The sequence below is a fragment of the Kitasatospora sp. NPDC058492 genome (genome assembly GCF_042720685.1).
In the GTDB taxonomy this organism is placed as follows: Bacteria; Actinomycetota; Actinomycetes; order Streptomycetales; family Streptomycetaceae; genus Kitasatospora.
The window spans coordinates 177,782-202,332 of the sequence record NZ_JBHXMU010000003.1 but is presented as its reverse complement, the minus strand read 5'-3'; the positions used below and the strand labels follow the sequence as shown (position 1 = coordinate 202,332).

Below are 24,551 nucleotides of genomic sequence, written 5' to 3'. Positions count from 1 at the left end.
GGGCGGGTTTCGGTGACCCCCGGGGTGCGCCGGCCGAGCCGGGCCCCCCCCCCCCCGGGATTACCCCCCCCCCGGCCCACCCCCCCGGCGGCGGCCCCCCCCCCCCCGGCGCCCCCCCGCCGCCGTTCCCGGGCCCGTACGGCTGTGTCATCGGCCACAGGGCCGGGCGCGCCGACGCCGGTGCGCGCGGGGCGCGTGCGCCGCCCGCGTGGTTCGTACGCCCAACCGGCGCACGCCTCCTGACGCCGCGCCCGCCGTCGCGGCAATCGGCCGAAACCGACTGACGGGCCCGCGCCACGGCGCACCCGCTCGTGTCCGGCCCGTCGACGCCGGGCGGTGCCCGTGGATAAGGTCGGGCCCCATGGCTGGCAGACCGCCGGGCGCACCGCCCCAGACGACTGCGACGAGGCCCGGCGCCGCCACGGCGTCCGGACCCGTGACGGCCCGGTTGCGCAGGAGGCTCCGCCGGGTCCGCCGAAGGCTGCGCACGGCCGGTGTCGACTACTTCCGCGGCGGCGCCGCCGACTGGCCGGTGCTCTGCGCCCTCGCCCTGCTCGTCCCGCTGCTGATCCTGCTCAACATCTGGATCCCCGCCTGGGCCCCGCCCACCGCGCTGGTCCTGCCGATCCTGGCCGGCGCGCTGCTGCTGCGCCCCGGCAGCCTGGTGGTGCTGTACGCGCTGGCGGCGCTCGGCCTGTCCGCCGAGTCGGTGATCCACACCGGCCAGCGGGTGGCCAGCGAGAACCCCGAGGCCTACGTCTACGGCGTCACCCCGGGCGCGGCCCTGGTGGTCGGCGCCGCCGGGGTGGGCGGCCTGCTGCTGGCCCAGTTCCGGGCCCGGGTCGGCGTGCCCTGGTGGGGCGGCTCGACCATGCTGTTCGACCTGCGCGAGCGGCTGCGGGTGCAGAGCCGGGTGCCGGAGCTCCCGGACGGCTGGCACGCCGACATGGCGCTGCGCCCGGCCGGCGGGCAGTCCTTCTCCGGGGACTTCGTGGTCGCCGCCCGTACCGGCCCGGGCCAGCGGCTGCTGGAGGTGGTCCTCGCGGACGTCTCCGGCAAGGGCATGGACGCCGGCTCCCGCGCGCTGCTGCTCTCCGGCGCCTTCGGCGGCCTGGTGGGCTCGCTGCCCGCGCACGACTTCCTGCCCGCCGCCAACGGCTACCTGCTGCGCCAGTCCTGGGAGGAGGGCTTCGCGACCGCCGTCCACCTGGTGCTGGACCTGGACACCGGCGAGTACGAGCTGCTGTCGGCCGGGCACCTGCCGGGGATGCAGCGGCTGGCGGGCGCCGGGCGCTGGGAGGTCAAGGAGGCCGAGGGCCCGCTGCTCGGGATCTACGACGGCGCGAAGTTCGACGGGGTGCGCGGCCGGCTGAACCGCGGCGACGTGCTGATGCTGTGCACCGACGGCATGGTCGAGGAGCCGGGCCGGGACCTCTCCGAGGGGATGGACCGGCTGATGGGGGAGGCGGACCGGCTGGTGCCCGGCAGCGGTCCGGGCGCGGGGGCCGGTGCGGCGGCCGCGCTGATCGAGACGGTGGCCCGGGACATCAACGACGACCGCGCGGTCCTGCTGCTCTGGCGCGACTGACGCCCCCTCGCCCCGGCCGTCCGTCACCGGACGGACCGGCACATGCCGCGGGCACCTGCTGTCAAGCCGGGCAGCCGATCTTCGGCCAAATCGGCCGCCCCGTCGGCTGACCGGACCTGCGGCTTCCGTTACCCGTCTCCGGCCGCCTTCCGGCCGCTCAGCGCCGCCCCGGCGACGATTCGTCAGAACGGCTCCGCTATCGTCCCGGTCGGCGGAAACTCGTCTCGCATCGCAGGATATCGGCGTTGGGCTGACTGTCAGACCTTTACGCAATCGGCACGGTCGACCACACTGAGTCCGGGCGGGACTGTTCAGGATTCGGGGGATGGGGGGCGTCACGTGCGGCACGGCAGACAACGTTCGACCGCGCCGGGCTCCCTCGCCGGTGGTGTGCCGGTCGATCCGCGATTCCGCCTCGGGACCGTCGGACAGGCCGGGGTCCGGCTTCGCAGGTGCCGCCGGGCGGCGGCACCACGCTATGAAACGAGGAAGTGAGTCCGGGTGGCACTCTCCGTCTCCGCGCTGGTCCTGTTCGCAATCCTGTGCATCATCTTCATCCGCAACAAGCAGTTGAAGATCGCGCACGGCATCATCGCCGCCCTGTTCGGCTTCATGCTGCACGAGACCACGGTCGCGGGCTCGATCAACTCCCTGCTGGCGAACCTCGCCCACAGCATCTCGGGCATCACCGGCGGCTGACCCGGCCGGGCCGTCCGCGACCCCCGCGAGGGGATCACCGGCCGGCCCGTCTGGCCTCCCGCCAGCGAGCGAACAGTCCCCGGGGGCGGGCCGCCGCCGGGGCGGGGGCGCGCATCGGCGCGGGTGCCGCGGCACCCGCCGCCGCGGCCTGCCCCGGCGCCGCCCGCTCGGCCGTCAACAGCACGAACAGCCGCGCCCAGCACAGTCGTTCGCCCCGCGGCCAGTCCATCGCGCGCAGCGCCGCCGACGCGGCCTCCGACACCTCGCCGTCGACCCGGACCTCGGCGACGTCGTCGCCCGCCTTCCCGCCCAGGAAGAGCTTCACCCCGACCGGCCCCGGCCCGGCCAGCTGCGGCCGCAGCGCGGGCGCGAGCGCCGGCAGCACCCGGTGCTCGGCGAGCCAGCCCGCCAGGTGCTCGTTGCCGAAGCCGAACACCGCCGCCGGCCCCTGGACGGCGTGCCAGCCCGGGAGTTCGGGGTGGTCCGCGTGGTCGGCGTGCACGCCGCGCCCGTCCGTCAGCTCGACCAGCACCGAGGCGGTGGTGGTCGCCCACATCTTCACCGCGTTGGCGAGCTTCTCCTCCTCGGTCTTGCCGAGGCCGGCCGCGCAGTCCCACACCACCGGCGCGTCCGCCCGGCCCAGGTGCAGCACGTAGCCGAGGTCGACGTGGCCGGCGCCGTCGTTCCCGGGGTGCTCGCGCACCGCCACCGCCGTCGTCCCCGGGCCGCGCACCACCTCGCCGTCGGCGCTGAACTCCTGTCCGAGGCGTGCCATCTCCCGGACGACACAGCGCTGTATGACGGCCAGCCGCTCCTGGGGACGCACCGGGACTCCTCCACCTCGGAGCGCGGCGGGTGAGCTCCCGCTCGAACTGCGCTCGAACGCCGCCGAGGCTATCGGCCCGGCAGCCAGGCGGGAAACCGTCCGGCCTCCCCGGTTCTCCGGTCGCGGAAATGTCTGGAATGCACCACTTTGGGAAGCGGAACCGCCCTGTGGCCGCCGGCCGGGGCCCTGCCGCCCGCCTGGAGAGCCCGCATGACCCCCGCCGCCCCGACACCCCCTCCGTCGCTCCTGGCGGCCCCTCCGGCACCCCTTCCGCCCCTCCTGGCGGGCCCGGACGGCTCCGGCCTGGCCGCCGAGATCGAGGCCTACCTCGCCTCGCTGCCCGCCCCCGCGCGCCGCCCGGTGCCGTACGTCTGCCCCCACGGCACCGCCGTGCGGCCGTGGTGCGCCGGCCACCCGGCGCCCCGGGCCACCCTGCTCGACCGGGTGCTGCGCCGCCCGGCCCGCCCGGTGCCGGTCAGCGCCGCCGACCACCTGCGGCTCGCCTCCCGCTACATCGGTGCCCACGGCTGGCTGCAGGGCGCGATGTGGGACGCACGCGGCCGGGTCTGCCTGCTCGGCGCCCAGGCCGCCGTCCTCGCGCACGGCTACGGCACCCCGGCCACCGTGCGCACCGCCCGGGTCCAGCTGATGGAGGTGCTGCACGCGACCGGCCGCCCGGCGCACTCCCCGGACGAGTACAACGACCGCCCCGCCACCAGGGAGGCCGACGTCCACCGGCTGCTCGACCGGGCGGCCGCCCGGGCCGCCCGGCTCGGACTCTGAACCGGCCCTTCCGGCCTCGCGGGGCCGGGTGGACCGCCCGGAAACGCCAACGGCCCCGGTGCGTGGAGACGCACCGGGGCCGGGCCGATGAGCGGGCGACGAGAATCGAACTCGCGTGACTAGTTTGGAAGACTAGGGCTCTACCATTGAGCTACGCCCGCGCGATCCCCCGGTCGTTGTCGGCCGGAAGTTCGGGGGACAGCGTACCTGGTCCGGTCGCTTCCGTGCACACCGGATTCTGCGCGCGCTCCCTCGGACCGCCCCCGAATATGTCGGCGAGCCGCCAGGGCCCGACGTGTACGCTTCCTCTCGGCACCACGGGGTGTGGCGCAGTTTGGTAGCGCGTCCGCTTTGGGAGCGGAAGGCCGTCGGTTCGAATCCGGTCACCCCGACAGTGCGGCAGGGTCTCGTCCACCGTGGCGGGGCCCTGTTCTGTTCGGGCCCGACGGTGGCGCCTGGCGTCCGCCTTTCGTGGTACCGGTAGGATGGGGCGCTGGCGGTAGTCCCTGCGGTGTCAACCCAGGTCAACCGCACGAGGGCGAGGAGTCACTCTCACCGTCCACCCCCCACGGGAGATGCAGCTCCAACCCTTCATCGCCCGTCTCGCCCGACCCATTCGTACGGCCTCGGCCGGCGGCCGGGAACGGCGGAGGCAACCTGACCGCAAGCCCATAGGAGACCTAACCGTGAAGAGCGCCGTCGAGACTCTGAACCCGACCCGGGTTCGACTCACCGTCGAGGTGCCCTTCGAGGAGCTCAAGCCCAGCCTCGACGCGGCGTACAAGAAGATCAACCAGCAGGTCTCGGTCCCGGGCTTCCGCAAGGGCAAGATCCCGAACCGGGTCATCGACCAGCGCTTCGGCCGTGGCGCCGTGCTGGAGGAGGCCGTCAACGACGCCCTCCCGCGCTTCTACACGCAGGCCGTCGACGAGGGCAAGATCGAGGTCCTCGGACAGCCCGACATCACCAACATCGAGGGTGTCGAGAAGCTCGCCGATGGCGGCGACCTGAAGTTCACCGCCGAGGTGGACATCCGTCCGGAGATCACCCTCCCGGACTTCGCCTCCATCGAGGTGACCGTCGACCCGATCGTCGTCTCCGACGAGGACATCGAGAAGTCCCTGGAGCAGCTGCGCGAGCGCTTCTCCTCGGTCAAGGACGTCGAGCGCGCCGCGGCCGCCGGCGACATCGTGGTCGTGGACCTGATCGCCAAGGTCGACGGCGAGGTGCCGGAGGACGGCACCGCCAACGGCGTCAGCTACGAGATCGGCTCGGGCCGCCTGATCGACGGCATCGACGACGCCGTGACCGGCCTGGAGGCCGGTGGCACCGCCACCTTCTCCACCGAGCTCAAGGGTGGCACCCAGGCGGGCCAGACCTCCGAGGTCACCGTCACCGTCACCGCCGTCCAGGAGAAGGAGCTGCCCGAGCTGGACGACGAGTTCGCCCAGCTGGCCAGCGAGTTCGACACCCTGGAGGCCCTGCGCGACGACTCCCGCAAGCGCCTGGAGCGCATGAAGGAGTACGACCAGGCGACCCAGGCCCAGGAGAAGGTGCTGGACGCCCTGCTCGGCCTGGTCGAGATCGAGTTCCCGGAGAAGCTCCTCAAGGACGAGGTCGAGACCCGCAAGCACAACCTGGAGCACCACCAGCTCCAGCCGATGGGCCTCGACATCGACAGCTACCTGGAGACCCAGGGCAAGACCCGCGAGGAGTGGGACGCCGAGATCGAGGAGCAGGCGAAGAAGGGCATCAAGACCCAGTTCGTCCTGGACCAGATCGTCGCCGACGAAGAGCTGGGTGTTAACCAGGAGGAGCTGACCGAGCACCTCATCCGCCGCGCCGCCGGCTCGGGTCTCACCCCGGACCAGTTCGCGCAGCAGGTCGTCCAGGGTGGCCAGGTGCCGCTGCTGGTCGGCGAGGTCGCCCGCGGCAAGGCGCTGGCCACCGTGGTCGAGGCCGCCAAGGTCGTCGACACCGAGGGCAACGAGGTCAACTTCGACGACGAGGACGAGACGGCCGAGACCGTCGAGGCCCCCGCCGCCGAGGAGACCGCCGCCGAGGAGAAGACCGAGGCCTGAGTGCCCCGGTAACCCCTGAGGTCTGCGACGGGCCCGGACGCCGTACGGCGTCCGGGCCCGTCGTCGTCCCCCGGGGCGGACCCGACCCTGCGCTCACAGCGAACAGTTCTGCGTGAGGGATTCTGCGGCCCGGCCTGCGCGTTAGGGTCCTTGGACAGCACCAATCACACCGTGATACCCGGAAGCTGTGCGACATCGTGACGGCCGTGGAGCGACCGTCCAAATCGACTGAGCAGGTGGCTAAGTGACGTTCCCGCAGATGCAGATGCCTGGCCCGATGGCGCCGCACGCCGCCTCTGGTGACGTGCTCGGCGGCCTGGGCGACCAGGTGTACAACCGGCTGCTCAACGAGCGGATCATCTTCCTCGGCCAGCAGGTCGACGACGACATCGCCAACAAGATCACCGCCCAGCTGCTGCTGCTGGCCGCGGACCCGGAAAAGGACATCTTCCTTTACATCAACTCCCCGGGCGGTTCGATCTCGGCGGGCATGGCGATCTACGACACCATGCAGTACATCAAGAACGACGTCGTCACCATCGCGATGGGCATGGCGGCCTCGATGGGCCAGTTCCTGCTGACCGCCGGCGCCAAGGGCAAGCGCTTCTCGCTGCCGAACGCCAACATCCTCATGCACCAGCCGTCCGCCGGCCTCGGCGGCTCCGCCACCGACATCCGCATCCAGGCCGAGCAGCTGCTGCGCACCAAGAAGCGGATGTCCGAGCTGATCGCCTTCCACAGCGGCCAGTCCTTCGAGCAGATCACCAGGGACTCCGACCGCGACCGCTGGTTCACGCCGGAGGAGGCCCTGGAGTACGGCCTGATCGACGCGATCATGCACAGCGCCGCGGACGTTCCCGGCGGCGGCGGCACGGGCGCCTGAGCCTCGGCCCGGCCCACGAGACCACAGCCACAACGCCCCGGAGGACAAGAACCCCCATGATCATCCCCAGCCTGTCGGCCGCCCAGGCCCGCGTCGAGGACATGCGCGCCGAGGGTCGCTACATCGTCCCGCGCTTCGTCGAGCGCACCACGCAGGGCATCCGCGAGTACGACCCGTACGCCAAGCTGTTCGAGGAGCGCATCATCTTCCTCGGCTCGCAGGTCGACGACGTCTCGGCGAACGACATCATGGCGCAGCTGCTGTGCCTGGAGTCGATGGACCCGGACCGCGAGATCCAGATGTACATCAACTCGCCCGGCGGCTCGTTCACGGCCCTGACGGCCATCTACGACACCATGCAGTACGTGAAGCCGGACATCACCACGGTCTGCATGGGCCAGGCGGCCTCCGCCGCGGCCGTGCTGCTCGCCGCCGGCACCCCCGGCAAGCGGATGGCGCTGCCGAACGCCCGCATCCTGATCCACCAGCCGTACACCGAGACCGGCCGCGGCCAGGTGTCCGACCTGGAGATCCAGGCCAAGGAGATCTTCCGGATGCGCGAGCAGCTGGAGCAGATGCTCTCCAAGCACTCCAACAAGCCGGTGGAGCAGGTGCGCGAGGACATCGAGCGCGACAAGATCCTCACCGCCGAGGAGGCCCTGGAGTACGGCCTCGTCGACCAGATCATCTCCACCCGCAAGACCTCGCTGACCTCCTGAGGCCGGCACCCTCCGAGGCGGGGCGCGCATCCTGCGTGCGCGCTCCGCTCCGGGTCGTCGGCGGCCTCCGCAACGGCATCTGTTCGGTATCAATTCGCCCAGGGCGTAGGGCAGACCCGGCGAAGAGGACGGAATCAGGGGCCCGGCAGAGTACCGTCGGATAGCGAGACCGATCGCCGTCGGCGTTGACGGTCCACAGCACCAGGCCCCGGAACTTCTGCGGGGCCCCTGGCGAAGGGGAAGCACCTCGTGGCACGCATCGGAGACGGTGGCGACCTGCTCAAGTGCTCGTTCTGCGGCAAGTCGCAGAAGCAGGTGAAGAAGCTGATCGCCGGCCCAGGCGTGTACATCTGCGACGAGTGCATCGACCTGTGCAACGAGATCATCGAGGAGGAACTCGCCGAGACCTCCGAGGTGCGCTTCGAGGAGCTGCCGAAGCCGCGGGAGATCTACGAGTTCCTGGACCAGTACGTGGTCGGCCAGGACCTCGCCAAGAAGGCGCTGTCGGTGGCGGTCTACAACCACTACAAGCGCGTCCAGGCCGGCGAGGCGGGCCGCAGCGGCGGCAACGGCCGTGAGGACGCCATCGAGCTGGCCAAGTCCAACATCCTGCTGCTGGGCCCCACCGGCTCCGGCAAGACGCTGCTGGCGCAGACCCTGGCCCGGATGCTCAACGTGCCGTTCGCGATCGCGGACGCCACCGCGCTGACCGAGGCCGGGTACGTCGGCGAGGACGTCGAGAACATCCTGCTCAAGCTGATCCAGGCGGCCGACTACGACGTCAAGAAGGCCGAGACCGGGATCATCTACATCGACGAGATCGACAAGGTCGCGCGCAAGAGCGAGAACCCGTCGATCACCCGGGACGTCTCCGGCGAGGGCGTGCAGCAGGCGCTGCTGAAGATCCTGGAGGGCACCACCGCCTCGGTGCCGCCGCAGGGCGGGCGCAAGCACCCGCACCAGGAGTTCATCCAGATCGACACCACCAACGTGCTGTTCATCGTCGGCGGCGCGTTCGCCGGCCTGGAGCGGATCATCGAGGGCCGGGCCGGCGCCAAGGGCATCGGCTTCGGCGCCAACATCCGCTCCAAGCGGGAGTCGGACGCCAGCGACCACTTCCGCCAGGTGATGCCCGAGGACCTGGTGAAGTTCGGCATGATCCCCGAGTTCATCGGCCGGCTGCCGGTGATCACCAGCGTCCACAACCTGGACCGCGAGGCGCTCCTGCAGATCCTCACCGAGCCGAAGAACGCGCTGGTCAAGCAGTACCGCAAGCTCTTCGAACTGGACGGCGTGGAGCTGGAGTTCTCCCGGGACGCGCTGGAGGCGATCGCCGACCAGGCGATCCTGCGCGGCACCGGCGCGCGCGGTCTGCGGGCCATCATGGAGGAGGTGCTGATGTCCGTGATGTACGAGGTGCCCTCGCGTCAGGACGTCGCCCGCGTGGTGGTCACCGGGGACGTGGTCTCCAAGCACGCCATCCCCACTCTCGTCCCGCGCGACATGATCAAGCGCGAGCGGCGCGAGAAGAGCGCCTGACCCGCGTCCGCCGCATCCGCAAGGGCCCCGCACCGACCGGTGCGGGGCCCTTCGGCGTCTCCCGGTGCCGGAGGGTCACCGGCGGTTCCCGGTGGACTACTTGGGGACCTCGGCGACCGCGCGCAGGTCGCGGGTGTCGGCGGCGAGCTTGTCCAGGTCCGGCTGGGCGCTCGGGTCGGCCACCGTCATGACCATCACCAGGCCGCTGCTGTCGGCCCAGGCGCAGATGCCCATCGTGGTCCCGGCCTCGCCCTCGCCGCCGACGACGGTGGCGCACTCCATCGCGCCGCCCTTGGGGCCGGCGTCCACCACGTGCCGGTTGTCGAGCTTGCGACCGGTGGACGCCATGCCCTGGAACGCCTGGTTCAGTTCCTGCTTCGGCGCCAGGACCTTGCCGTAGCCCCCGAACACGACCAGCTGAGGGTCCGACTGCGCGTTCTGGTAGAGGGCGCCCACCCCGGTGGGGCTCCAGTTGCCGTCGCCCTTGCCGAAGCTGGAGGTGAGCCCCTTCTCCAGGGTGTCGGCGACCTGGGGGTCGTCGCTCTGGCGCAGGTCCTTGAACGTGGCCGGCAGGACGATCTTCTGGGTGCCCGCGCTGCTGGCGACGTCGTAGACGAAGTAGGCGAGCGCGCCGCCGCCCAGCAGCACGAAGGCGCCGACGACGCCGAGCACGGTCCAGAGCGTCTTGCGGGACTTGCGCGGCGGCGGCACCGGCGGGTACGCGCCGTACCCGGGGTAGGCGCCCGGCTCGCCGACCGGCGGGTAGCCGGGCGGGGGGCTCTGCGGCGGGATGCCGCCGTAGCCCGGCGGGGCCGGTGGGGGCGGCGGTGCGTCGTGTCCCGGCTGCGGCGGGGGGCCGTAGGGGTTCTGCTCGGTCACGCGAGGCCTCTCTGATGGCGATGCCCGGGTGCCGCCCGGCGCGGCCGGCGGCGGCGGGGAGGTGGTGGTGACGTGGCGGGGCGGTGCCCCGGTTACTTGGCGACGACCATGGCGTCGCGGATCGCCCGGGTCCTGTCCGCGGCCTGGGCCGGGGTGAGGCCCTGGCCGCCGCCGGTCAGGCTGATCTTGCTGAAGGTGATCCGGCCGGTGGTGGACTTGTCCGCCCACACGCAGACCGTGGGCCCGGCCTTGCCCGCGATGACGCTGGCCACGCCGCAGGCGAGCTTCGCCGAGGAGCTGTGGCCGTCCTGCGCCGGGAAGTCCGTCAGCGGTGTGGACCAGGTCAGCCCGCCGCTGTCCTTCTTCGAGTCGTCGATGATCTGGCCGGGGTCGTTGAGCTCCCCGTAGACGCCGACCACGGAGAGCGTGTCGAGCGCGTCGGAGCCCTTGCTGTAGCTGGCCGCCAGCACGTTGAGGTTCTTGCCGAACTTCGCCGCCTCGGGCTTGGCCGGGTCGACGGCCTCCTCCTTGGCCGACTTCTGGGTGTAGCCGTCCGGCAGCGACTGCGGCGCGGAGATCTTGTACTGGCCGCCCTGGTCGTCGCCGAGGAACTTCCACGCGGCGAAACCGCCGCCGCCCAGCACCAGCGCGCCCACGACCAGGCCGACCACCAGGCCGGTCCGGCCCTTCTTCGGCGGCGGCGGGTAGCCCGGCTGGCCCGGCTGGCCGTACGGGGCCTGCGGCGGGTAGCCGTACGGGGGCTGCGGGGCGCCGTACGGCTGCTGCGGGGTGCCGTAGGGCGGCTGGGGAACGCCGTAGGGCTGGCCGTCCTGCGGCGGGTAGCCGTACTGGGGCGGCTGCTGCGGGGCGCCGTAGGGCGGCGGCGGTTGCGGCGGGCCGTACGGGGGCTGACCCCCGTACGGCTGAGGCTGTCCCTGCGGTTGTCCCTGCGGATACTGCTGGCCCTGGCCGTACATCTGCGTCCGTGCTCCCCCGCCGCACCCGCGGCCTGTCGTCGTGTCGTCCCGGGGTCCGTGCGGACACCGGACGAGTGCCCGGGAACGGTACCGTACGGTGTCCTCCGCCGAGCCGTTCGGGCGGGTCGCGTCCGCGCGGAGAAAGCGGTTCGTAACACGGGCCTGCGGTTACGTAAACTGTGCGTCGTGACCGACACGACGAACCAGCACCCCGTGAGCACCTTTGCCGGGGACGAAGCAGCCACTCTCCCGACGACCTACACCCCCGCGGACGTAGAGGGCGAGCTGTACGAGCGCTGGGTAGAGCGTGGCTACTTCACCGCGGACGCCAAGAGCGACAAGCCCCCGTTCACCATCGTCATCCCCCCGCCGAACGTGACCGGCAGCCTGCACCTGGGCCACGCCTTCGAGCACACGCTGATCGACGCGCTGGTCCGCCGCAAGCGGATGCAGGGCTACGAGGCGCTGTGGCAGCCCGGAATGGACCACGCCGGCATCGCCACCCAGAACGTGGTCGAGCGCGAGCTCGCCAAGGAGGGCAAGTCCCGCCACGACCTGGGCCGGGAGGCCTTCGTCGAGCGCGTCTGGAAGTGGAAGGCGGAGTCCGGCGGCCAGATCTCCGGCCAGATGCGTCGCCTGGGCGACGGCGTGGACTGGTCCCGCGAGCGGTTCACCATGGACGAGGGCCTGTCCCAGGCCGTCCAGACCATCTTCAAGAAGCTCTTCGACGACGAGCTGATCTACCGGGCCGAGCGCATCATCAACTGGTGCCCGCGCTGCCTGACCGCCATCTCGGACATCGAGGTGGAGTACCAGGACGACGACGGCGAGCTGGTCTCGATCCGCTACGGCGAGGGCGACGCCTCGATCGTCGTCGCCACCACCCGCGCCGAGACGATGCTGGGCGACACCGCGGTCGCCGTCCACCCGGACGACGAGCGCTACCGCCACCTGGTCGGCACCGAGATCGAGCTGCCGTTGACCGGCCGTCGGATCCCGGTGGTCGCCGACGCCCACGTCGACCCGGAGTTCGGCACCGGCGCCGTCAAGGTGACGCCCGCGCACGACCCGAACGACTTCGAGATCGGCCAGCGGCACGGCCTGCCCTCGGTCGCCGTCATGGACGAGCACGCGGTCATCACCGTGCACGGCCCGTTCCTCGGCCTGGACCGGCTGGAGGCCCGCTCGGCGATCGTCGCCGCGCTGCGCGCCGACGGCCGGATCGTCGCCGAGAAGCGCCCGTACGTCCACTCGGTCGGCCACTGCTCGCGCTGCAAGACCACCATCGAGCCGCGGCTGTCCATGCAGTGGTGGGTCAAGGTCGGCCCGCTCGCGAAGGCCGCCGGCGACGCGGTCCGCGACGGCAAGGTCAAGATCCACCCGCAGGAGATGGAGAAGCGCTACTTCGACTGGGTCGACAACCTGCACGACTGGTGCATCTCGCGCCAGCTGTGGTGGGGCCACCGCATCCCGGTCTGGTACGGCCCGAACGGCGAGGTCGTCTGCGTCGGTCCGGACGAGCAGCCGCCCACCGGCGAGGGCTGGCACCAGGACAACGACGTCCTGGACACCTGGTTCTCCTCCGGGCTGTGGCCGTTCTCCACGCTCGGCTGGCCGGAGCAGACCGAGAGCCTGGCGAAGTTCTACCCGAACTCCGTCCTGGTCACCGGCTACGACATCCTGTTCTTCTGGGTCGCCCGGATGATGATGTTCGGTCTCTACGCGATGGACGGCACCCCGCCGTTCCACACCATCGCGCTGCACGGCATGGTCCGTGACCAGAACGGCAAGAAGATGTCGAAGTCCTTCGGCAACGTGGTCAACCCGCTGGACTGGATGGACAAGTACGGTTCGGACGCGCTGCGCTTCACGCTGGCGCGCGGTGCCAACCCGGGCGTCGACGTGCCGATCGGCGAGGACTGGGTCCAGGCGGCCCGCAACTTCGCCAACAAGATCTGGAACGCCACCCGCTTCGCGCTGATGAACGGCGCCACCGTCGAGGGCCCGCTGCCCGCGCCGGAGGAGCTGACCGCGACCGACCGCTGGATCCTGTCGCGCCTGAACAGCACCGTCGCCGAGGTGGACGCGCTGTACGAGGACTACCAGTTCTCCAAGCTGTCCGAGGCGCTGTACCACTTCGCCTGGGACGAGGTCTTCGACTGGTACGTCGAGCTCTCCAAGACCACCCTGGCCAAGGGCGGCCCGCAGGCCGACGCCGCGCGCCGGGTGCTCGGCGAGGTCCTGGACGTCACGCTGCGGCTGCTGCACCCGATCGTGCCCTTCGTCACCGACACCCTGTGGACCACGCTCACCGGCGCCGAGTCGCTGGTCATCGCGGACTGGCCGACGGACAGCGGCTACCGCGACGCCGAGGCCGAGGCCGAGATCGCCACGCTGCAGCAGGTGGTCACCGAGGTCCGCCGGTTCCGCTCGGACCAGGGCCTCAAGCCGGGCCAGCGCGTCCCGGCGAAGCTGGAGCTGGACGGCACCGTGCTGGCCGTCCACGAGGACGCGATCCGCTCGCTGCTGCGGCTGACCGTCCCCGAGGAGGGCTTCGCGGCCACCGCCTCGCTCCCGGTCGCCGGCGCCACCGTCGCGCTCGACCTCTCCGGCACCATCGACGTCGCGGCGGAGCGCAAGCGCCTCGCCAAGGACCTCGCGGCCGCCGAGAAGGAGAAGGCGCAGACCACGGCCAAGCTCGGCAACGAGGCGTTCCTCGCCAAGGCGCCGGACGAGGTGGTCGCCAAGATCCGGGGCCGCCAGGAGGCCGCCGAGGCCGACATCGCCCGGATCACCGCCCAGCTCGCGGCGCTGCCGCAGGGCTGAGCCCGCACCGGTCCGTGAGGGGCCGCACTCCGCGACGCGCGGGGTGCGGCCCCTCCGGCGTTTCCGGGCGGCTCGGCCGGTCGCGGCGGCGGTGTTCTTTTTGCTACGCCTAATAGCCCATCAACATTGCTCCCTTCCGGCGAATATTCATCCTGGACCGGGTGAGGTCCTATTCCTTCCGAATTCATTCCGGTCTTGCCCGCGCGGGTTCGCGGAAGTTTGCAGGTCGGATGTGTACGGTGTGCACGGAGTTTCTGACGGGTGTTTCTGCTGAGCGTTCCTGCTGAGCCGACGGACGGGAGGGCATGGCGTGGTGGTGACCGAGGAATTGGCCGACGAACTTCCTGCCGAGGCGGTGGAGGAGGCCAAGGCCAGGGCGGCGACCCTGCTGCTGGCGTTCCGCCACGGCAACCAGCTCGCCTTCGACCACGAGCTGGACCTGCTCCTCGCCGAGCGCGCCGAGCGCGAGGTGACCACCCTGCTCGCCTGGATCGCCGCCGAGGCCGTCCGCAAGGCGTACGCGCCCGAGGTCGGCGACCGGGTGCTGCGGGCGATGGCCCGGCGCGCCCCGGCCGACAACGGCGCGGTCGCGGTGGACGAGGAGAGCGCGGACGCCGCCCGGCTGATCGAGGCGGTGGCCGCCGGCGAGGTGGCCGAGGTGCGCGGCCTGGTCGCCTCGACCGCCGACACCACCTTCCTGCTCGGCGGTCTGCTCCAGGGCGTCGCGATGATGCTGCCGCTGCTGCCCGAGGGCGAACTGGCCGAGATCACGGCCGAGTTGCGCCGCCGGCACGGCGGGCCCGCGGCCCACGTCCCGGAGGCCCGGGCCGGGGTCTGAACCCCGGTCCGGGGAGGGGCGTCACGGCATGGCGTGCAGGTGCGCGCCGATGGTGCCCGCGACGGGGCTGCCCGCCTTGGCGTCCCAGTTGGTCGACCAGGTCATCGCCCCGCCGATGCCCGGCCAGGTGGTGTCGGGCTTGTAGCTGCCGCAGTTGGTGCCGGCGGCCAGGCAGCCCAGCGCGTTGTCGACCACGCTCGGGCTGACGTACCCGCCGCCCGCCGCGCTGGTGGAGGCCGGCACCCCGAGCCCCACCTGGTCGGGCCGCAGCCCGCCCTTGAGCTGGATGCAGGCCAGCCCGGTGAGGAAGTCCTCGGTGCCCTGCGAGTAGACGTTGCCGTCGCAGCCGTTCATCGCACCGGAGTTGTAGTACTGCATGTTGACGATGGTGAGGATGTCCTTCACGTTCAGCGCCAGCTTGAAGTACTCCATGCCGGTCGACTGCATGTCGATGGTCTGCGGCGCCATGGTGAGGACGAACCCGCTGCCGCTCTTCGCCGCCAGCGAGTGCAGCGCCTGGCCGAGGTAGACGGCGTTGACGCCGTTCTCCAGGTCGATGTCGATCCCGTCGAAGCCGTAGCCCTGCATCAGCGCCCGGGCGGTGCCGGCGAAGTTGGCCGCCGAGGTCGGGTCGCTCACCGACACCGTGCCGTTCTGCCCGCCGACCGAGAGCACCACCTTCTTGCCGGCCGCCCGCTTGGCCGCGATGTCGGCCTTGAACTGGGCGTCGGTGTAGCCGCCGAGGCGGGAGGAGAGGGCGGGGTCCAGGGTGAAGCCCAGCCCGCCCGGTGTGGTGGTGGCGTCGGCGAAGGAGACCGCGATGATGTCGTAGGCGGCCGGGACGTCGCCGATCCGCTGGACGGTGGCGCCGTTGTCGAAGTTCTGCCAGTAGCCGGTCAGGATGTGCTTGGGCAGGCCGGGCGGCTTGCCGGTCGAGGTGGCGGTGGGGCTGCCGGTGCCGGTGTCCGTGGGGGAGGGGCTGCCGGTGCCGGTGGGGCTCGGGGACGTGGTGGCGGTCGGGCTCTGGGAGGGCTGCGGGCCGCCCGGGCCGATCAGTGAGACGTCGTCGGCGAGGAAGGCGGGCTGCCCGTACCAGCCGTGCAGGTAGACGGTGACGCTGGTGGTGCCCGGGCCGGTGGTGAAGCCGGTGCTCAGCTGGGCCCAGCCGGTGGAGTTCGTCCAGGTGCCGGGGTCGGTGCCGCCGGTGCCGCGGGCACCCAGGTAGACGTACGAGCCCTGGACCCAGGAGCTCAGCGTGTACGTCGAGGAGGGCTGCACGGCGACGGTCTGGGTGCACTCGCCGGTGTCGCCCGAGCCGGGGGTGGACTGCAGGGCGTAGCGGCCGGAGTGCGCGGTCGTGCTCTGGACGGCGCCGTTGCCACAGGACCAGCCGGACAGCGTGCCGGTCTCGAAGCCGCCGTTGGTGATCAGGTCGGGGTCGGCGGCCTGGGCGCCGGTGCCGGTGGCGAGGGCGAGCCCGCTCAGGCCGAGGGCGACGGCGCAGGCCCCGGCGATCAGGGTGTGGGCGGCGCGTGGGCGCCGGTGTCGGGCAGGTGGCATGACTCCATCTCCTGTGGGGGAGGCCCGGCGGCGCGCCTGAGTGGTGGGGGTGGAGCGCCGTCCGGGGTGTCGATGGTGCGCGTGCGGGAGCTACCGACAACTCAAGTCCCTGTCGGGGAAGGAGACTTGACTCACAAGGTGGAGTAGACCAATCCGGCTGTCAAGAGGGCGCTAGGCGGCCGACGGCCGTGCCGTGGAGTCGGTTGCTGCGGTACCGACTGCTCCGGGCTGGGCCGGCTCGGCGACCGCGGCGGCGACCGCGGCGGTGAGCGCGGCGATCCGCGCCGAGGCCAGGCCGTCGCCGTACGGGCTCGGGGTGGCCGCGAGCCGGGCGAGCCGCTCGGGGGTGTCGGCCAGCCAGGCCCGGGCCAGCTCGCCCAGGTCCTCGTCGGGGCCCACCAGTGCGGCGAAGCCCGCCGCCACCGCCTCCGGACGCTCGGTGGAGCGGCGCACCACCAGCAGTGGGCGGCCGAGCACGGTGCACTCCTCCTGCACGCCGCCGGAGTCGGAGACCAGCAGCGCGGCGTGGCTCGCCAGACCCAGGAAGTCGGCGTACCCGACCGGCCCGGTGACGGCCAGGCGCTCCAGCAGGGCGTCCAGTGCGAAGCGCTCGACGGCGGCCCGGGTGCGCGGGTGCATCGGGAACAGCACCGGGGTGCCCGCCCGGGCGATCCGGTCCAGTTCGGCCAGCACGGCGCCCAGCGCCTCGGCGGTGTCGGTGTTCTCCGGGCGGTGCACGGTGGCCAGCACGTAGCCGTCCGGGCGCAGCCCGTGCGCGGCGAGCAGCGCGGCGCGGTCGGCCGCGGCCGGCAGCTGACGGCGGACCACCTCGACGACGGTGTTGCCGGTGAGCGCGATCCGCTCCTCGGCGAGGGCCTCGGCGCGCAGGTTGGCGACGTTGTCCCCGGTGGCGGCGCAGAGCAGGTCGGAGACGTGGTCGACCATCACCCGGTTGTGCTCCTCGGGCATCGCCCGGTCGAAGCTGCGCAGCCCGGCCTCGACGTGCACCAGCGGGATCTCCCGGGCGTTGGCGGCCAGCGCCCCGGCGAGGGTGGCGTTGGTGTCGCCCTGGACGACGACGGCGGCGGGGCGGTCCTCGGCGAAGGCGGCGTCCAGCTGGCCGAGGGACTGGGCGATCTGGCCGGCCCGGGGGCGCCCGCCGACGCCGGTGAGCAGCTCGGGGCGGGGCAGGTCGAGGTCGCGCAGGAAGCGGCCGGACATCGCCTCGTCCCAGTGCTGGCCGGTGTGCACCAGGCGGGTGGCGTCGCCGAGTTCGTGGATCAGCGGGGCGAGCTTGACCAGTTCGGGGCGGGTGCCCAGGACGACGGCGACGCTGGCGGGGGGAAGGCACATGCTCATGGGGAGGCTCCGAGGGGGTGGGGCAGCTCAGGGCTCGGGCGCGGGGCTCAGGCGCGGGGCTCAGGACTGAGGCTCAGGACTCAAGGGCGGTGGGGGAGCCGAGGGCGACCTTCTCGGCGTTGCGCCGGGTCTTGGCCCAGCCGTTGCGGCCGAGCAGCATCCGGGCGGCGGCCCGGGTGGCGACCACGAAGAGGTGGTAGGCGTAGAGCCAGATCAGGACGCCCCAGAGCAGTCCGGTGAGCCGGCCGCGGTCGGGGTGGACGAGCCGGCGGTAGGCGAAGCCCCAGAACACCATCGGCAGGGTGGCGACCGCGAAGGCGAGCAGCATCCACGGGCCGAACCTGACGTGGAAGTCGGCGGTCTCGGCGGGGAAGAGCACCAGCCCGGCCGCCGTGATCCCGAGCGAGAGCGGGAACAGCAGGACCAGCAGCACGCAGACGACGGGCTGCAGGAAGGTGTACAGCACCTCGGCCTTGCCGGACCAGGTGTAGAAGGGGGAGCGCAGCACCCGGCCGGTGTAGCGCAGGCACTGCATGTTGCCCTGGGCCCAGCGGGTGCGCTGGGTGAGGAAGCGGCGCAGCGAGATCAGGCCCTCCTGGGAGACCTGGGTCTCGGTGACGTGGGTGAGCCGCCAGCCGGCCAGGCGCAGGTCGAGGCCGGACTCGTAGTCCTCCAGCAGGGCGCGCTCGGGCCAGGGGCGGCCGGCCCGGCCCTCCTCGGCGGTGAGCGAGTCGAGGGCGGTGAGGCGGGCGAACTGGCCGTTCCCGCCGAGGCCGACGCTGCCGGTGCGGCGGCGCAGCAGCTGCATGCCGGCGTTGTTGGCCTGGAACTCGACGTCCTGCATCCGGACCAGGGCGCGGGCGAACGCGTTGGCGGCCCGGCCGCGGCCGGGCAGCGGGAGTTCGTCGTCGGCGTTGCGCATCCGCACGCCGATCTGGACGGCGCCGGTGTCGGGGCGGCCGAGCGCCTTGCCGTTGCAGACCTGGGGGAGGGTGCCGGGGTCGAGCCGTCCGTCGGCGTCGACGACGCCGATCACCACGCGGGAGCGGTCGGTGTCCTCGGGCAGCCAGGCGGTGATCTCGCGGTAGGCGGCGTTGAGGGCGGCGCCCTTGCCGATCCGGGCGTGCGGGCGGCGGCGCTGGACGAGGTGGACGCGGTCGTCGTGGGCCGCGGCGGCGAGGACGAGGTCGCGGGTGGCGTCCTCGCTGTCGTCGTCGATCACCCACAGGTGGGCCTCGGGCGCACTGGCGCGCAGGCCGGCCAGGGTCTGGGTGACCACGGCCTCCTCGTCGCGGCAGGGGATCACCAGGTGCCACTGGAAGGCGGCCGGGTCGCCGGGCTCGGCGGGCCGGTTGTGCCGGAAGGCGTGCCGGGAGCCGGCCCAGTACAGGAGGAAGCGTCCGAAGACGAAGGCCATGTAGCCGACGAGCGCCAGTGAGACCAGTCCGGCGAACCAGACGACGGCGTCCTGGCGGAGCACGATCCAGTCGTGCAGAGCGTCGGGCATGGCGTAGTACTCCTCGTGATCAAAGGCGGCGCGGCTCCAGGGGGTGCGAATCGATGCTTCGTCGCGGTTCAAATTCGCCAAAGAGATAGTAAAGGGGGCAAATTGGAAACTCCGACCAAAGTGGTCGTTCTCACCCCGTGAGGACGGCCCGCCAACCCTCCGTAGACTGTGGTCGTGAGCGACAAGGCCGACCCGAACCCGTACACCCTCCGCCCCGCCGACGGCGACACCGACGACACCCTGCGCGATGTCGAGGTGGAGCTCTCCAAGCGCTGGCCGGAGAACAAGCTGGAGCCCTCGCTCGACCGGATCGAGGCGCTGATGGACATCCTGGGCCAGCCCCAGCGGTCCTTCCCCTCCATCCACATCACCGGGACCAACGGCAAGACCTCCACCGCCCGGATGATCGAGCAGCTGCTCAACACCTTCGAACTGCGCACGGGCCGCTACACCAGCCCGCACGTGGAGAGCGTCACCGAGCGGATCACCCTGGACGGCGCCCCGATCACCCCCGAGCGCTTCGTCGAGGTCTACCGCGACATCGAGCCGTACGTGCAGATGGTCGACGCGGCGCAGCCGGTGCCGATGTCCTTCTTCGAGGTGCTGACCGGCATGGCCTACGCCGCCTTCGCCGACGCCCCCGTGGACGTCGCCGTGGTCGAGGTCGGCATGGGCGGCTCCTGGGACGCCACCAACGTCATCGACGCCGCCGTCGCCGTGATCACCCCGATCGGGCTGGACCACACCGACAAGCTCGGCGAGACCACCGGCGAGATCGCGGTCGAGAAGTCCGGGATCATCAAGTCCGGTGCCGTCGCCGTCGTCGCCCAGCAGCAGCTGGACGCCGCCCAGAACATCCTGCGGCGCGCCGTCGAGGTCGACGCCACGGTGGCCCGCGAGGGCATGGAGTTCGGTGTGATCCGCCGTGAGCTCGGCGTCGGCGGCCAGCTGGTGACGCTGCGCGGGCTCGGCGGCGAGGAGTACGAGGACGTCTTCATCCCGCTGCACGGCGAGCACCAGGCGCACAACGCGGTGCTGGCGCTGGCCGCGGTCGAGGCCTTCTTCGGCGTCGGCGGCGCCCGCGGCGGGCAGCTCGACGTGGACAAGGTCCGCCAGGCCTTCTCCGGCGTCTCCTCGCCCGGCCGCCTGGAGGTCGTCCGCCGCAGCCCCACGATCATCCTGGACGCCGCGCACAACCCGCACGGCGCCCGCGCCACCGTCGCCGCCCTCGGCGAGTCCTTCGGCTTCACCCGGCTCGTCGGCGTGATCGGCACCTCCGGGGACAAGGACGTGGCCGGCGTGCTGGAGGCCTTCGAGCCGGTCCTCGCCGAGGTCGTCATCACCCAGAACTCCACCCACCGCGCGATGGACGTCGACGAGTTGGCGGCGCTGGCCGTCGACATCTTCGGCGAGGACCGCGTCCAGGTCGAGCCCCGGCTCGACGACGCCATCGCGGCCGCCGTCACCCTCGCCGAGGAGGAGGGCGACCTCGGCGGCGCCGGGGTGCTGGTCACCGGTTCGGTCATCACGGTGGGCGAGGCCCGCCTGCTGCTCGGGAGGAAGTGACATGAGGACCCTCTGCTCCTCGACCCTGATCGGCGAGGCTCTCCTGGCCATGTTCGCCGCGCTGGTCGCGATGCAGCTGTCGAGCGTCTCCACGGCCACGATCTGGATCGTCACCGGGATCGTCATGGCGCTGTGCATCGCGCTCTGCGGCATGATCAACCGCCCTGGTGCGGTGGCCGTCGGCTGGGCGCTGCAGATCGGCCTGATCGCCAGCGGCTTCATCCTGCCGACCATGTTCGGCCTCGGTGTGGTCTTCGCCGGCCTGTGGTGGTGCTCGGTGCACTACGGCCGCAAGGTGGACGAGTTCAAGGCCGCCCGGGCCGCCGCCGAGGCGGCCGCCGTACCGGTCTAGGGCCCGGACCGGCGGGCCGACACGCCGCACACGCAAGGTAATCTCTGCCGTGTCGGCTCCCGCCCGTCGGCCCGACTGCCTTGCCGTACCGAATCCCCAGGAGACGCACCGTGTCCCAGCGCACTCTCGTCCTGCTCAAGCCCGACGCCGTCCAGCGTGGCCTGGCCGGCGAGATCATCAGCCGCATCGAGCGCAAGGCCGGCTGGCGGCTCACCGCCGTCGAGCTGCGCACCTTCGACCGGGCGACGCTGGAGCAGCACTACGCGGAGCACGTCGGCCGCCCGTTCTACGAGCCGCTGCTGGAGTTCATGACCTCCGGTCCGTCGATCGCCCTGATCGTCGAGGGCGAGGAGGTCGTCCGCGGCATCCGGATGCTGGCCGGTGCGACCAACCCGCTGGAGGCCGGGGCCGGCACCATCCGCGGCGACTACGCGACGATCACCCGCGAGAACCTGATCCACGCCTCGGACTCCCCGGAGTCGGCCGAGCGCGAGATCAAGATCTTCTTCCCGGCGCACGCCTGAGTCCAGCCGGGCGACACGCCCGAGGGACCTTGGCACTGCCCCGGTCGGGACCATTGGCCCGGCCGGGGCACTTTTATCGTGAAATAAGCAACCAGAGGTGCCGACACGGCGTCCCAATGCCCGGAGAAGCGAACACGCTCCGGACAATGGACGGTATGCCCCGCATCGACGTCCGTGCCGCGCCGCGTGACTACGATGGACGCGACTCAAGGGCCCGGTAAGGCAGCTCAGCTGGCTCCGCCCGAGCGTGGGCGCGCTCTCGTCCAACCCCCCTATGAACTCCGAGCCCGGGAAGGCAACCACACCCCATGGCGAGCAACCTGTCGTTCATCGGCCGCGACTTGGCGATCGACCTTGGAACTGCCAACACGCTGGTGTACGTCAGGGGCAAGGGGATCGTCCTCAACGAGCCGTCCGTCGTCGCGGTGAACACCAACACCGGCGGCATCCTGGCGGTCGGTGCCGAGGCGAAGAAGATGATCGGCCGGACGCCGGGCAACATCGTCGCCATCCGCCCGCTCAAGGACGGCGTGATCGCCGACTTCGAGATCACCGAGCGGATGCTCCGCTACTTCATCCTCAAGATCCACCGCCGCCGCTACCTCGCCCGCCCCCGGGTCGTGGTCTGCGTGCCCTCCGGCATCACCGGAGTCGAGCGCCGCGCCGTGATCGAGGCCTCCTCGCAGGCCGGCGCCCGCCAGGTGCACATCATCGAGGAGCCGATGGCCGCCGCCATCGGCGCCGGGCTGCCCGTCCACGAGGCCACCGGCAACATGGTCGTCGACATCGGCGGCGGCACCACCGAGGTCGCGGTCATCTCCCTCGGCGGCATCGTCACCGCCCAGTCCATCCGGGTCGCCGGCGACGAGCTGGACAACGCGATCGTCCAGCACATCAAGAAGGAGTACTCGCTGCTCCTCGGCGAGCGCAGCGCCGAGCAGATCAAGATGAGCATCGGCAGCGCCTTCGGCCTGGAGGGCGAGAAGGACGAGCACGCCGAGATCCGCGGCCGCGACCTGGTCAGCGGCCTGCCCAAGACCGTGGTCATCTCCGCCGCCGAGGTCCGCGAGGCCATCGACGAGCCGGTCAACTCGATCATCGACGCCGTGAAGACCACCCTCGACCAGTGCCCGCCCGAGCTGGCCGGCGACGTGATGGACCGCGGCATCGTGCTCACCGGCGGCGGCGCCCTGCTGCGCGGCCTCGACGAGCGGCTGCGCCGCGAGACCGGCATGCCGATCCACATCGCCGAGAACCCGCTCGACTCGGTCGCGCTCGGCTCCGGCAAGTGCGTCGAGGAGTTCGAGGCGCTCCAGCAGGTACTGGACGCCTCCCCGCGCCGTTAGCACCACCGAGACATCCGACACTCAACTGAACGGGCTGCCGCCCGGGCCCCACAGCCCGGGCGGCCGACCAGGTACGAAGGGGCAGTACCAGCACCGTGAGGGACACACGAGAGAGCCGGCTGCTGCTCATCCTGCTGGTGGCCGTCGCCTTCGCACTCGTCACCGTGGACATCAAGGGCGGTGAGAGCTCCCCCCTCGGCGGTGCCCGACACGCCGCCGCCAGCGTCCTCGGCCCGGTCGAGCGCGGCGCCGCCACCGTCGTCGACCCGGTCGCCGACACCGTCCGGGCCTTCCGCGACGCCGCCTCCAACAACGGCCGCACCGACGAGCTCGCCCGCGAGAACACCGAACTGCGGCAGAAGCTCGCCTCCTCCGACATGGCCACCGGGCGCACCAAGCAGCTCGACGACCTGCTGCGCACCGCCGGCGCCGGCGGCTACACCGTCAAGGCCGCCCAGGTCATCGCGATCGGCCCCGCCCAGGGCTTCTCCTGGACCATCACCATCGACGCCGGCAGCGACGACGGCCTCACCCGCGACATGACGGTGATCAACGGTCAGGGCCTGGTCGGCCGGATCACCACCGTCGCCCCGACCACCGCCACCGTGCTGCTCGCCTCCGACCCCGGCTTCTCGGCCGGCACCCGGCTGGAGGCCTCCGGCGAGATCGGCTTCGCCTCCGGCGGCGGCACCAGCCCGATGAAGGTCTCGCTGCTCAACGGCAAGGCCCAGGTCAAGGCCGGCGACCGGCTGGTCACCTTCGGCTCGCAGAGCGGCCGCCCGTTCGTGCCCGGCGTGCCGGTCGGCAAGGTCGTCGAGGTCGAGGCCACCCCGGGCCAGCTGACCAAGACCATCCTGGTCGAGCCCTTCGTCCAGTTCACCCGGCTGGACCTGGTCGGCGTGGTGGTCGTGCCGCCGCGCGCCGACCCGCGCGACGCCGTCCTGCCGCCGGCCCCCGCCCAGACCCCGGCCGCCCCGGCCCAGACCCCGGCCGCGCCCGCCGCCCCGCCCGCCAAGCCCACTGGGGGGAACTGAGCCATGCGCCTCGCCCGCATCCCCGTCTCCGCCGGCCTGATCCTGCTCGGCCTGATCCTCCAGGTCAGCGTCTTCGGACGGCTCCAGCTCCCGGGGGCCACCCCGGACATACTGCTGCTCGTCGTGGTCGGCCTGGCCATGGTCTACGGGCCGTCCGGCGGCTGCGTGGTCGGCTTCTCGGCCGGCCTGCTGGCCGACCTCGCGCCGCCCTCCGACCACGCGATCGGCCGCTACGCGCTGGTGCTCTGCCTGATGGGCTACGCCGCCGGGCTGCTGCGCCCGGACCACGGCCGCCAGCGGTCGGTGTCCAGCGCGCTGATGGTGGTGGCCGCCGCGGCGGTCGCCTCCACCCTGCTGTACGCGATGGTCGGCGCCCTGGTCGGCGACACCGCGGCCCGGCACGTCGGCCTCGGCGGCCTGGTGGTCAGCGCCCTGCTGTACGACGTGCTGCTGGCGCCGTTCGTGGTGCCGCTGGTGATGCTGGTCGGCCGCCGCTTCGGGCGCGACCCGGTGACCGCGGCCACCGATGACGACCAGGGCGGCTCCGGCCTGGGCACGCTGGCCCGCTACCGCACCACGCGCGAGGCCTCGTCCGGCCCGTCCTACAAGAAGCGGCGCATGCCCGGCTTCGTCCGGCGCCCGTAACCGGCCCGGCCCCCGACCTC

21 protein-coding genes and 2 tRNA genes are annotated in these 24,551 nt (G+C 72.1%); 16 read left to right on the top strand and 7 right to left on the bottom strand.

The genetic code is table 11. The features are described 5' to 3' along the window. Positions 1-448: 448 nt before the first annotated feature. Together ACFWPI_RS03625 and ACFWPI_RS03620 are read left to right on the top strand one after the other, a co-directional pair. Positions 449-1,588 carry a PP2C family protein-serine/threonine phosphatase gene (locus tag ACFWPI_RS03625; protein ID WP_063351101.1) on the top strand — a complete coding sequence of 380 codons (1,140 nt, stop codon included), beginning with the start codon at positions 449-451 and terminating at the stop codon, positions 1,586-1,588. 501 nt (positions 1,589-2,089) lie between these two features. After that, the gene (locus tag ACFWPI_RS03620) at positions 2,090-2,287 is read left to right on the top strand and encodes a hypothetical protein (RefSeq protein ID WP_063347574.1); all 198 of its coding nucleotides are present in this window, start codon (positions 2,090-2,092) and stop codon (positions 2,285-2,287) included. 34 nt (positions 2,288-2,321) lie between these two features. On the opposite strand, the gene ACFWPI_RS03615 is transcribed toward ACFWPI_RS03620, so the two are convergent. Further along, positions 2,322-3,113, bottom strand: coding sequence for a DUF6348 family protein (locus ACFWPI_RS03615; RefSeq protein WP_380371235.1), 792 nt, complete (start codon positions 3,111-3,113; stop codon positions 2,322-2,324). A gap of 210 nt (positions 3,114-3,323) precedes the next feature. Here ACFWPI_RS03615 and ACFWPI_RS03610 point away from each other — a divergent pair, with 210 nt between their 5' ends. Beyond that, a complete protein-coding gene (locus ACFWPI_RS03610) occupies positions 3,324-3,896 on the top strand; it encodes a hypothetical protein (protein WP_380371237.1) in 573 nt (190 codons plus the stop codon). Positions 3,897-3,986: 90 nt separating this feature from the next. Here the strand turns inward: ACFWPI_RS03610 and ACFWPI_RS03605 are convergent. Next, a tRNA-Gly gene (locus ACFWPI_RS03605) sits at positions 3,987-4,057 on the bottom strand. Positions 4,058-4,214: 157 nt separating this feature from the next. On the opposite strand from ACFWPI_RS03605, the gene ACFWPI_RS03600 reads away from it, so the two are divergent. From ACFWPI_RS03600 to clpX, 5 genes are all read left to right on the top strand, one after another. After that, positions 4,215-4,288, top strand: a tRNA-Pro gene (locus ACFWPI_RS03600). A 294-nt stretch (positions 4,289-4,582) separates the two neighbouring features. Continuing rightward, the gene (gene tig / locus ACFWPI_RS03595) at positions 4,583-5,977 is read left to right on the top strand and encodes a trigger factor (RefSeq protein WP_363369863.1); all 1,395 of its coding nucleotides are present in this window, start codon (positions 4,583-4,585) and stop codon (positions 5,975-5,977) included. 265 nt (positions 5,978-6,242) lie between these two features. Next, positions 6,243-6,860 carry an ATP-dependent Clp protease proteolytic subunit gene (locus tag ACFWPI_RS03590; RefSeq protein ID WP_360211667.1) on the top strand — a complete coding sequence of 206 codons (618 nt, stop codon included), beginning with the start codon at positions 6,243-6,245 and terminating at the stop codon, positions 6,858-6,860. Positions 6,861-6,916: 56 nt separating this feature from the next. Continuing rightward, complete coding sequence (locus ACFWPI_RS03585) at positions 6,917-7,579, top strand: ATP-dependent Clp protease proteolytic subunit (RefSeq protein ID WP_063347570.1); 663 nt, start codon at positions 6,917-6,919, stop codon at positions 7,577-7,579. Between the two features lie 249 nt (positions 7,580-7,828). Continuing rightward, positions 7,829-9,118, top strand: a complete 1,290-nt coding sequence (gene clpX, locus ACFWPI_RS03580; RefSeq protein WP_063347569.1) for an ATP-dependent Clp protease ATP-binding subunit ClpX — start codon at positions 7,829-7,831, stop codon at positions 9,116-9,118. Between the two features lie 96 nt (positions 9,119-9,214). Here the strand turns inward: clpX and ACFWPI_RS03575 are convergent, their stop codons facing one another. Together ACFWPI_RS03575 and ACFWPI_RS03570 are read right to left on the bottom strand one after the other, a co-directional pair. Further along, positions 9,215-9,997, bottom strand: coding sequence for a hypothetical protein (locus ACFWPI_RS03575; protein ID WP_380336924.1), 783 nt, complete (start codon positions 9,995-9,997; stop codon positions 9,215-9,217). A 92-nt stretch (positions 9,998-10,089) separates the two neighbouring features. Then, positions 10,090-10,974 (bottom strand): hypothetical protein, encoded by an 885-nt coding sequence (locus ACFWPI_RS03570; RefSeq protein WP_380371242.1) that lies wholly within the window; start codon positions 10,972-10,974, stop codon positions 10,090-10,092. Between the two features lie 213 nt (positions 10,975-11,187). On the opposite strand from ACFWPI_RS03570, the gene ACFWPI_RS03565 reads away from it, so the two are divergent. Next, positions 11,188-13,800 carry a valine--tRNA ligase gene (locus tag ACFWPI_RS03565; RefSeq protein ID WP_107453022.1) on the top strand — a complete coding sequence of 871 codons (2,613 nt, stop codon included), beginning with the start codon at positions 11,188-11,190 and terminating at the stop codon, positions 13,798-13,800. 316 nt (positions 13,801-14,116) lie between these two features. Then, complete coding sequence (locus tag ACFWPI_RS03560) at positions 14,117-14,638, top strand: hypothetical protein (protein ID WP_350878266.1); 522 nt, start codon at positions 14,117-14,119, stop codon at positions 14,636-14,638. Positions 14,639-14,659: 21 nt separating this feature from the next. Here ACFWPI_RS03560 and ACFWPI_RS03555 read toward each other — a convergent pair whose 3' ends face one another. The 3 genes from ACFWPI_RS03555 to ACFWPI_RS03545 all read right to left on the bottom strand — a co-directional run bounded on the left by ACFWPI_RS03555 (position 14,660) and on the right by ACFWPI_RS03545 (position 19,064). Beyond that, the gene (locus ACFWPI_RS03555) at positions 14,660-16,198 is read right to left on the bottom strand and encodes a chitinase (protein ID WP_380371245.1); all 1,539 of its coding nucleotides are present in this window, start codon (positions 16,196-16,198) and stop codon (positions 14,660-14,662) included. 171 nt (positions 16,199-16,369) lie between these two features. Then, positions 16,370-17,551, bottom strand: a complete 1,182-nt coding sequence (gene wecB / locus ACFWPI_RS03550) for a non-hydrolyzing UDP-N-acetylglucosamine 2-epimerase (RefSeq protein WP_380371247.1) — start codon at positions 17,549-17,551, stop codon at positions 16,370-16,372. Positions 17,552-17,630: 79 nt separating this feature from the next. Continuing rightward, positions 17,631-19,064 (bottom strand): glycosyltransferase, encoded by a 1,434-nt coding sequence (locus ACFWPI_RS03545; RefSeq protein ID WP_380371249.1) that lies wholly within the window; start codon positions 19,062-19,064, stop codon positions 17,631-17,633. Positions 19,065-19,238: 174 nt separating this feature from the next. Between ACFWPI_RS03545 and ACFWPI_RS03540 the strand changes: the two genes are divergently transcribed. The 6 genes from ACFWPI_RS03540 to mreD all read left to right on the top strand — a co-directional run bounded on the left by ACFWPI_RS03540 (position 19,239) and on the right by mreD (position 24,531). Further along, a complete protein-coding gene (locus ACFWPI_RS03540) occupies positions 19,239-20,630 on the top strand; it encodes a folylpolyglutamate synthase/dihydrofolate synthase family protein (protein WP_363369878.1) in 1,392 nt (463 codons plus the stop codon). A gap of 1 nt (position 20,631) precedes the next feature. After that, positions 20,632-20,982: a DUF4233 domain-containing protein gene (locus ACFWPI_RS03535; RefSeq protein ID WP_063347563.1), complete on the top strand. Its 351-nt coding sequence runs from the start codon at positions 20,632-20,634 to the stop codon at positions 20,980-20,982. 110 nt (positions 20,983-21,092) lie between these two features. Continuing rightward, the gene (gene ndk / locus ACFWPI_RS03530) at positions 21,093-21,506 is read left to right on the top strand and encodes a nucleoside-diphosphate kinase (RefSeq protein WP_063347562.1); all 414 of its coding nucleotides are present in this window, start codon (positions 21,093-21,095) and stop codon (positions 21,504-21,506) included. 320 nt (positions 21,507-21,826) lie between these two features. Beyond that, positions 21,827-22,852: a rod shape-determining protein gene (locus tag ACFWPI_RS03525; protein ID WP_031076009.1), complete on the top strand. Its 1,026-nt coding sequence runs from the start codon at positions 21,827-21,829 to the stop codon at positions 22,850-22,852. Positions 22,853-22,947: 95 nt separating this feature from the next. After that, positions 22,948-23,886, top strand: a complete 939-nt coding sequence (gene mreC, locus ACFWPI_RS03520) for a rod shape-determining protein MreC (protein ID WP_380371253.1) — start codon at positions 22,948-22,950, stop codon at positions 23,884-23,886. Between the two features lie 3 nt (positions 23,887-23,889). Further along, positions 23,890-24,531, top strand: coding sequence for a rod shape-determining protein MreD (gene mreD, locus ACFWPI_RS03515; RefSeq protein WP_063347560.1), 642 nt, complete (start codon positions 23,890-23,892; stop codon positions 24,529-24,531). The last annotated feature ends 20 nt before the right edge of the window (positions 24,532-24,551 follow it).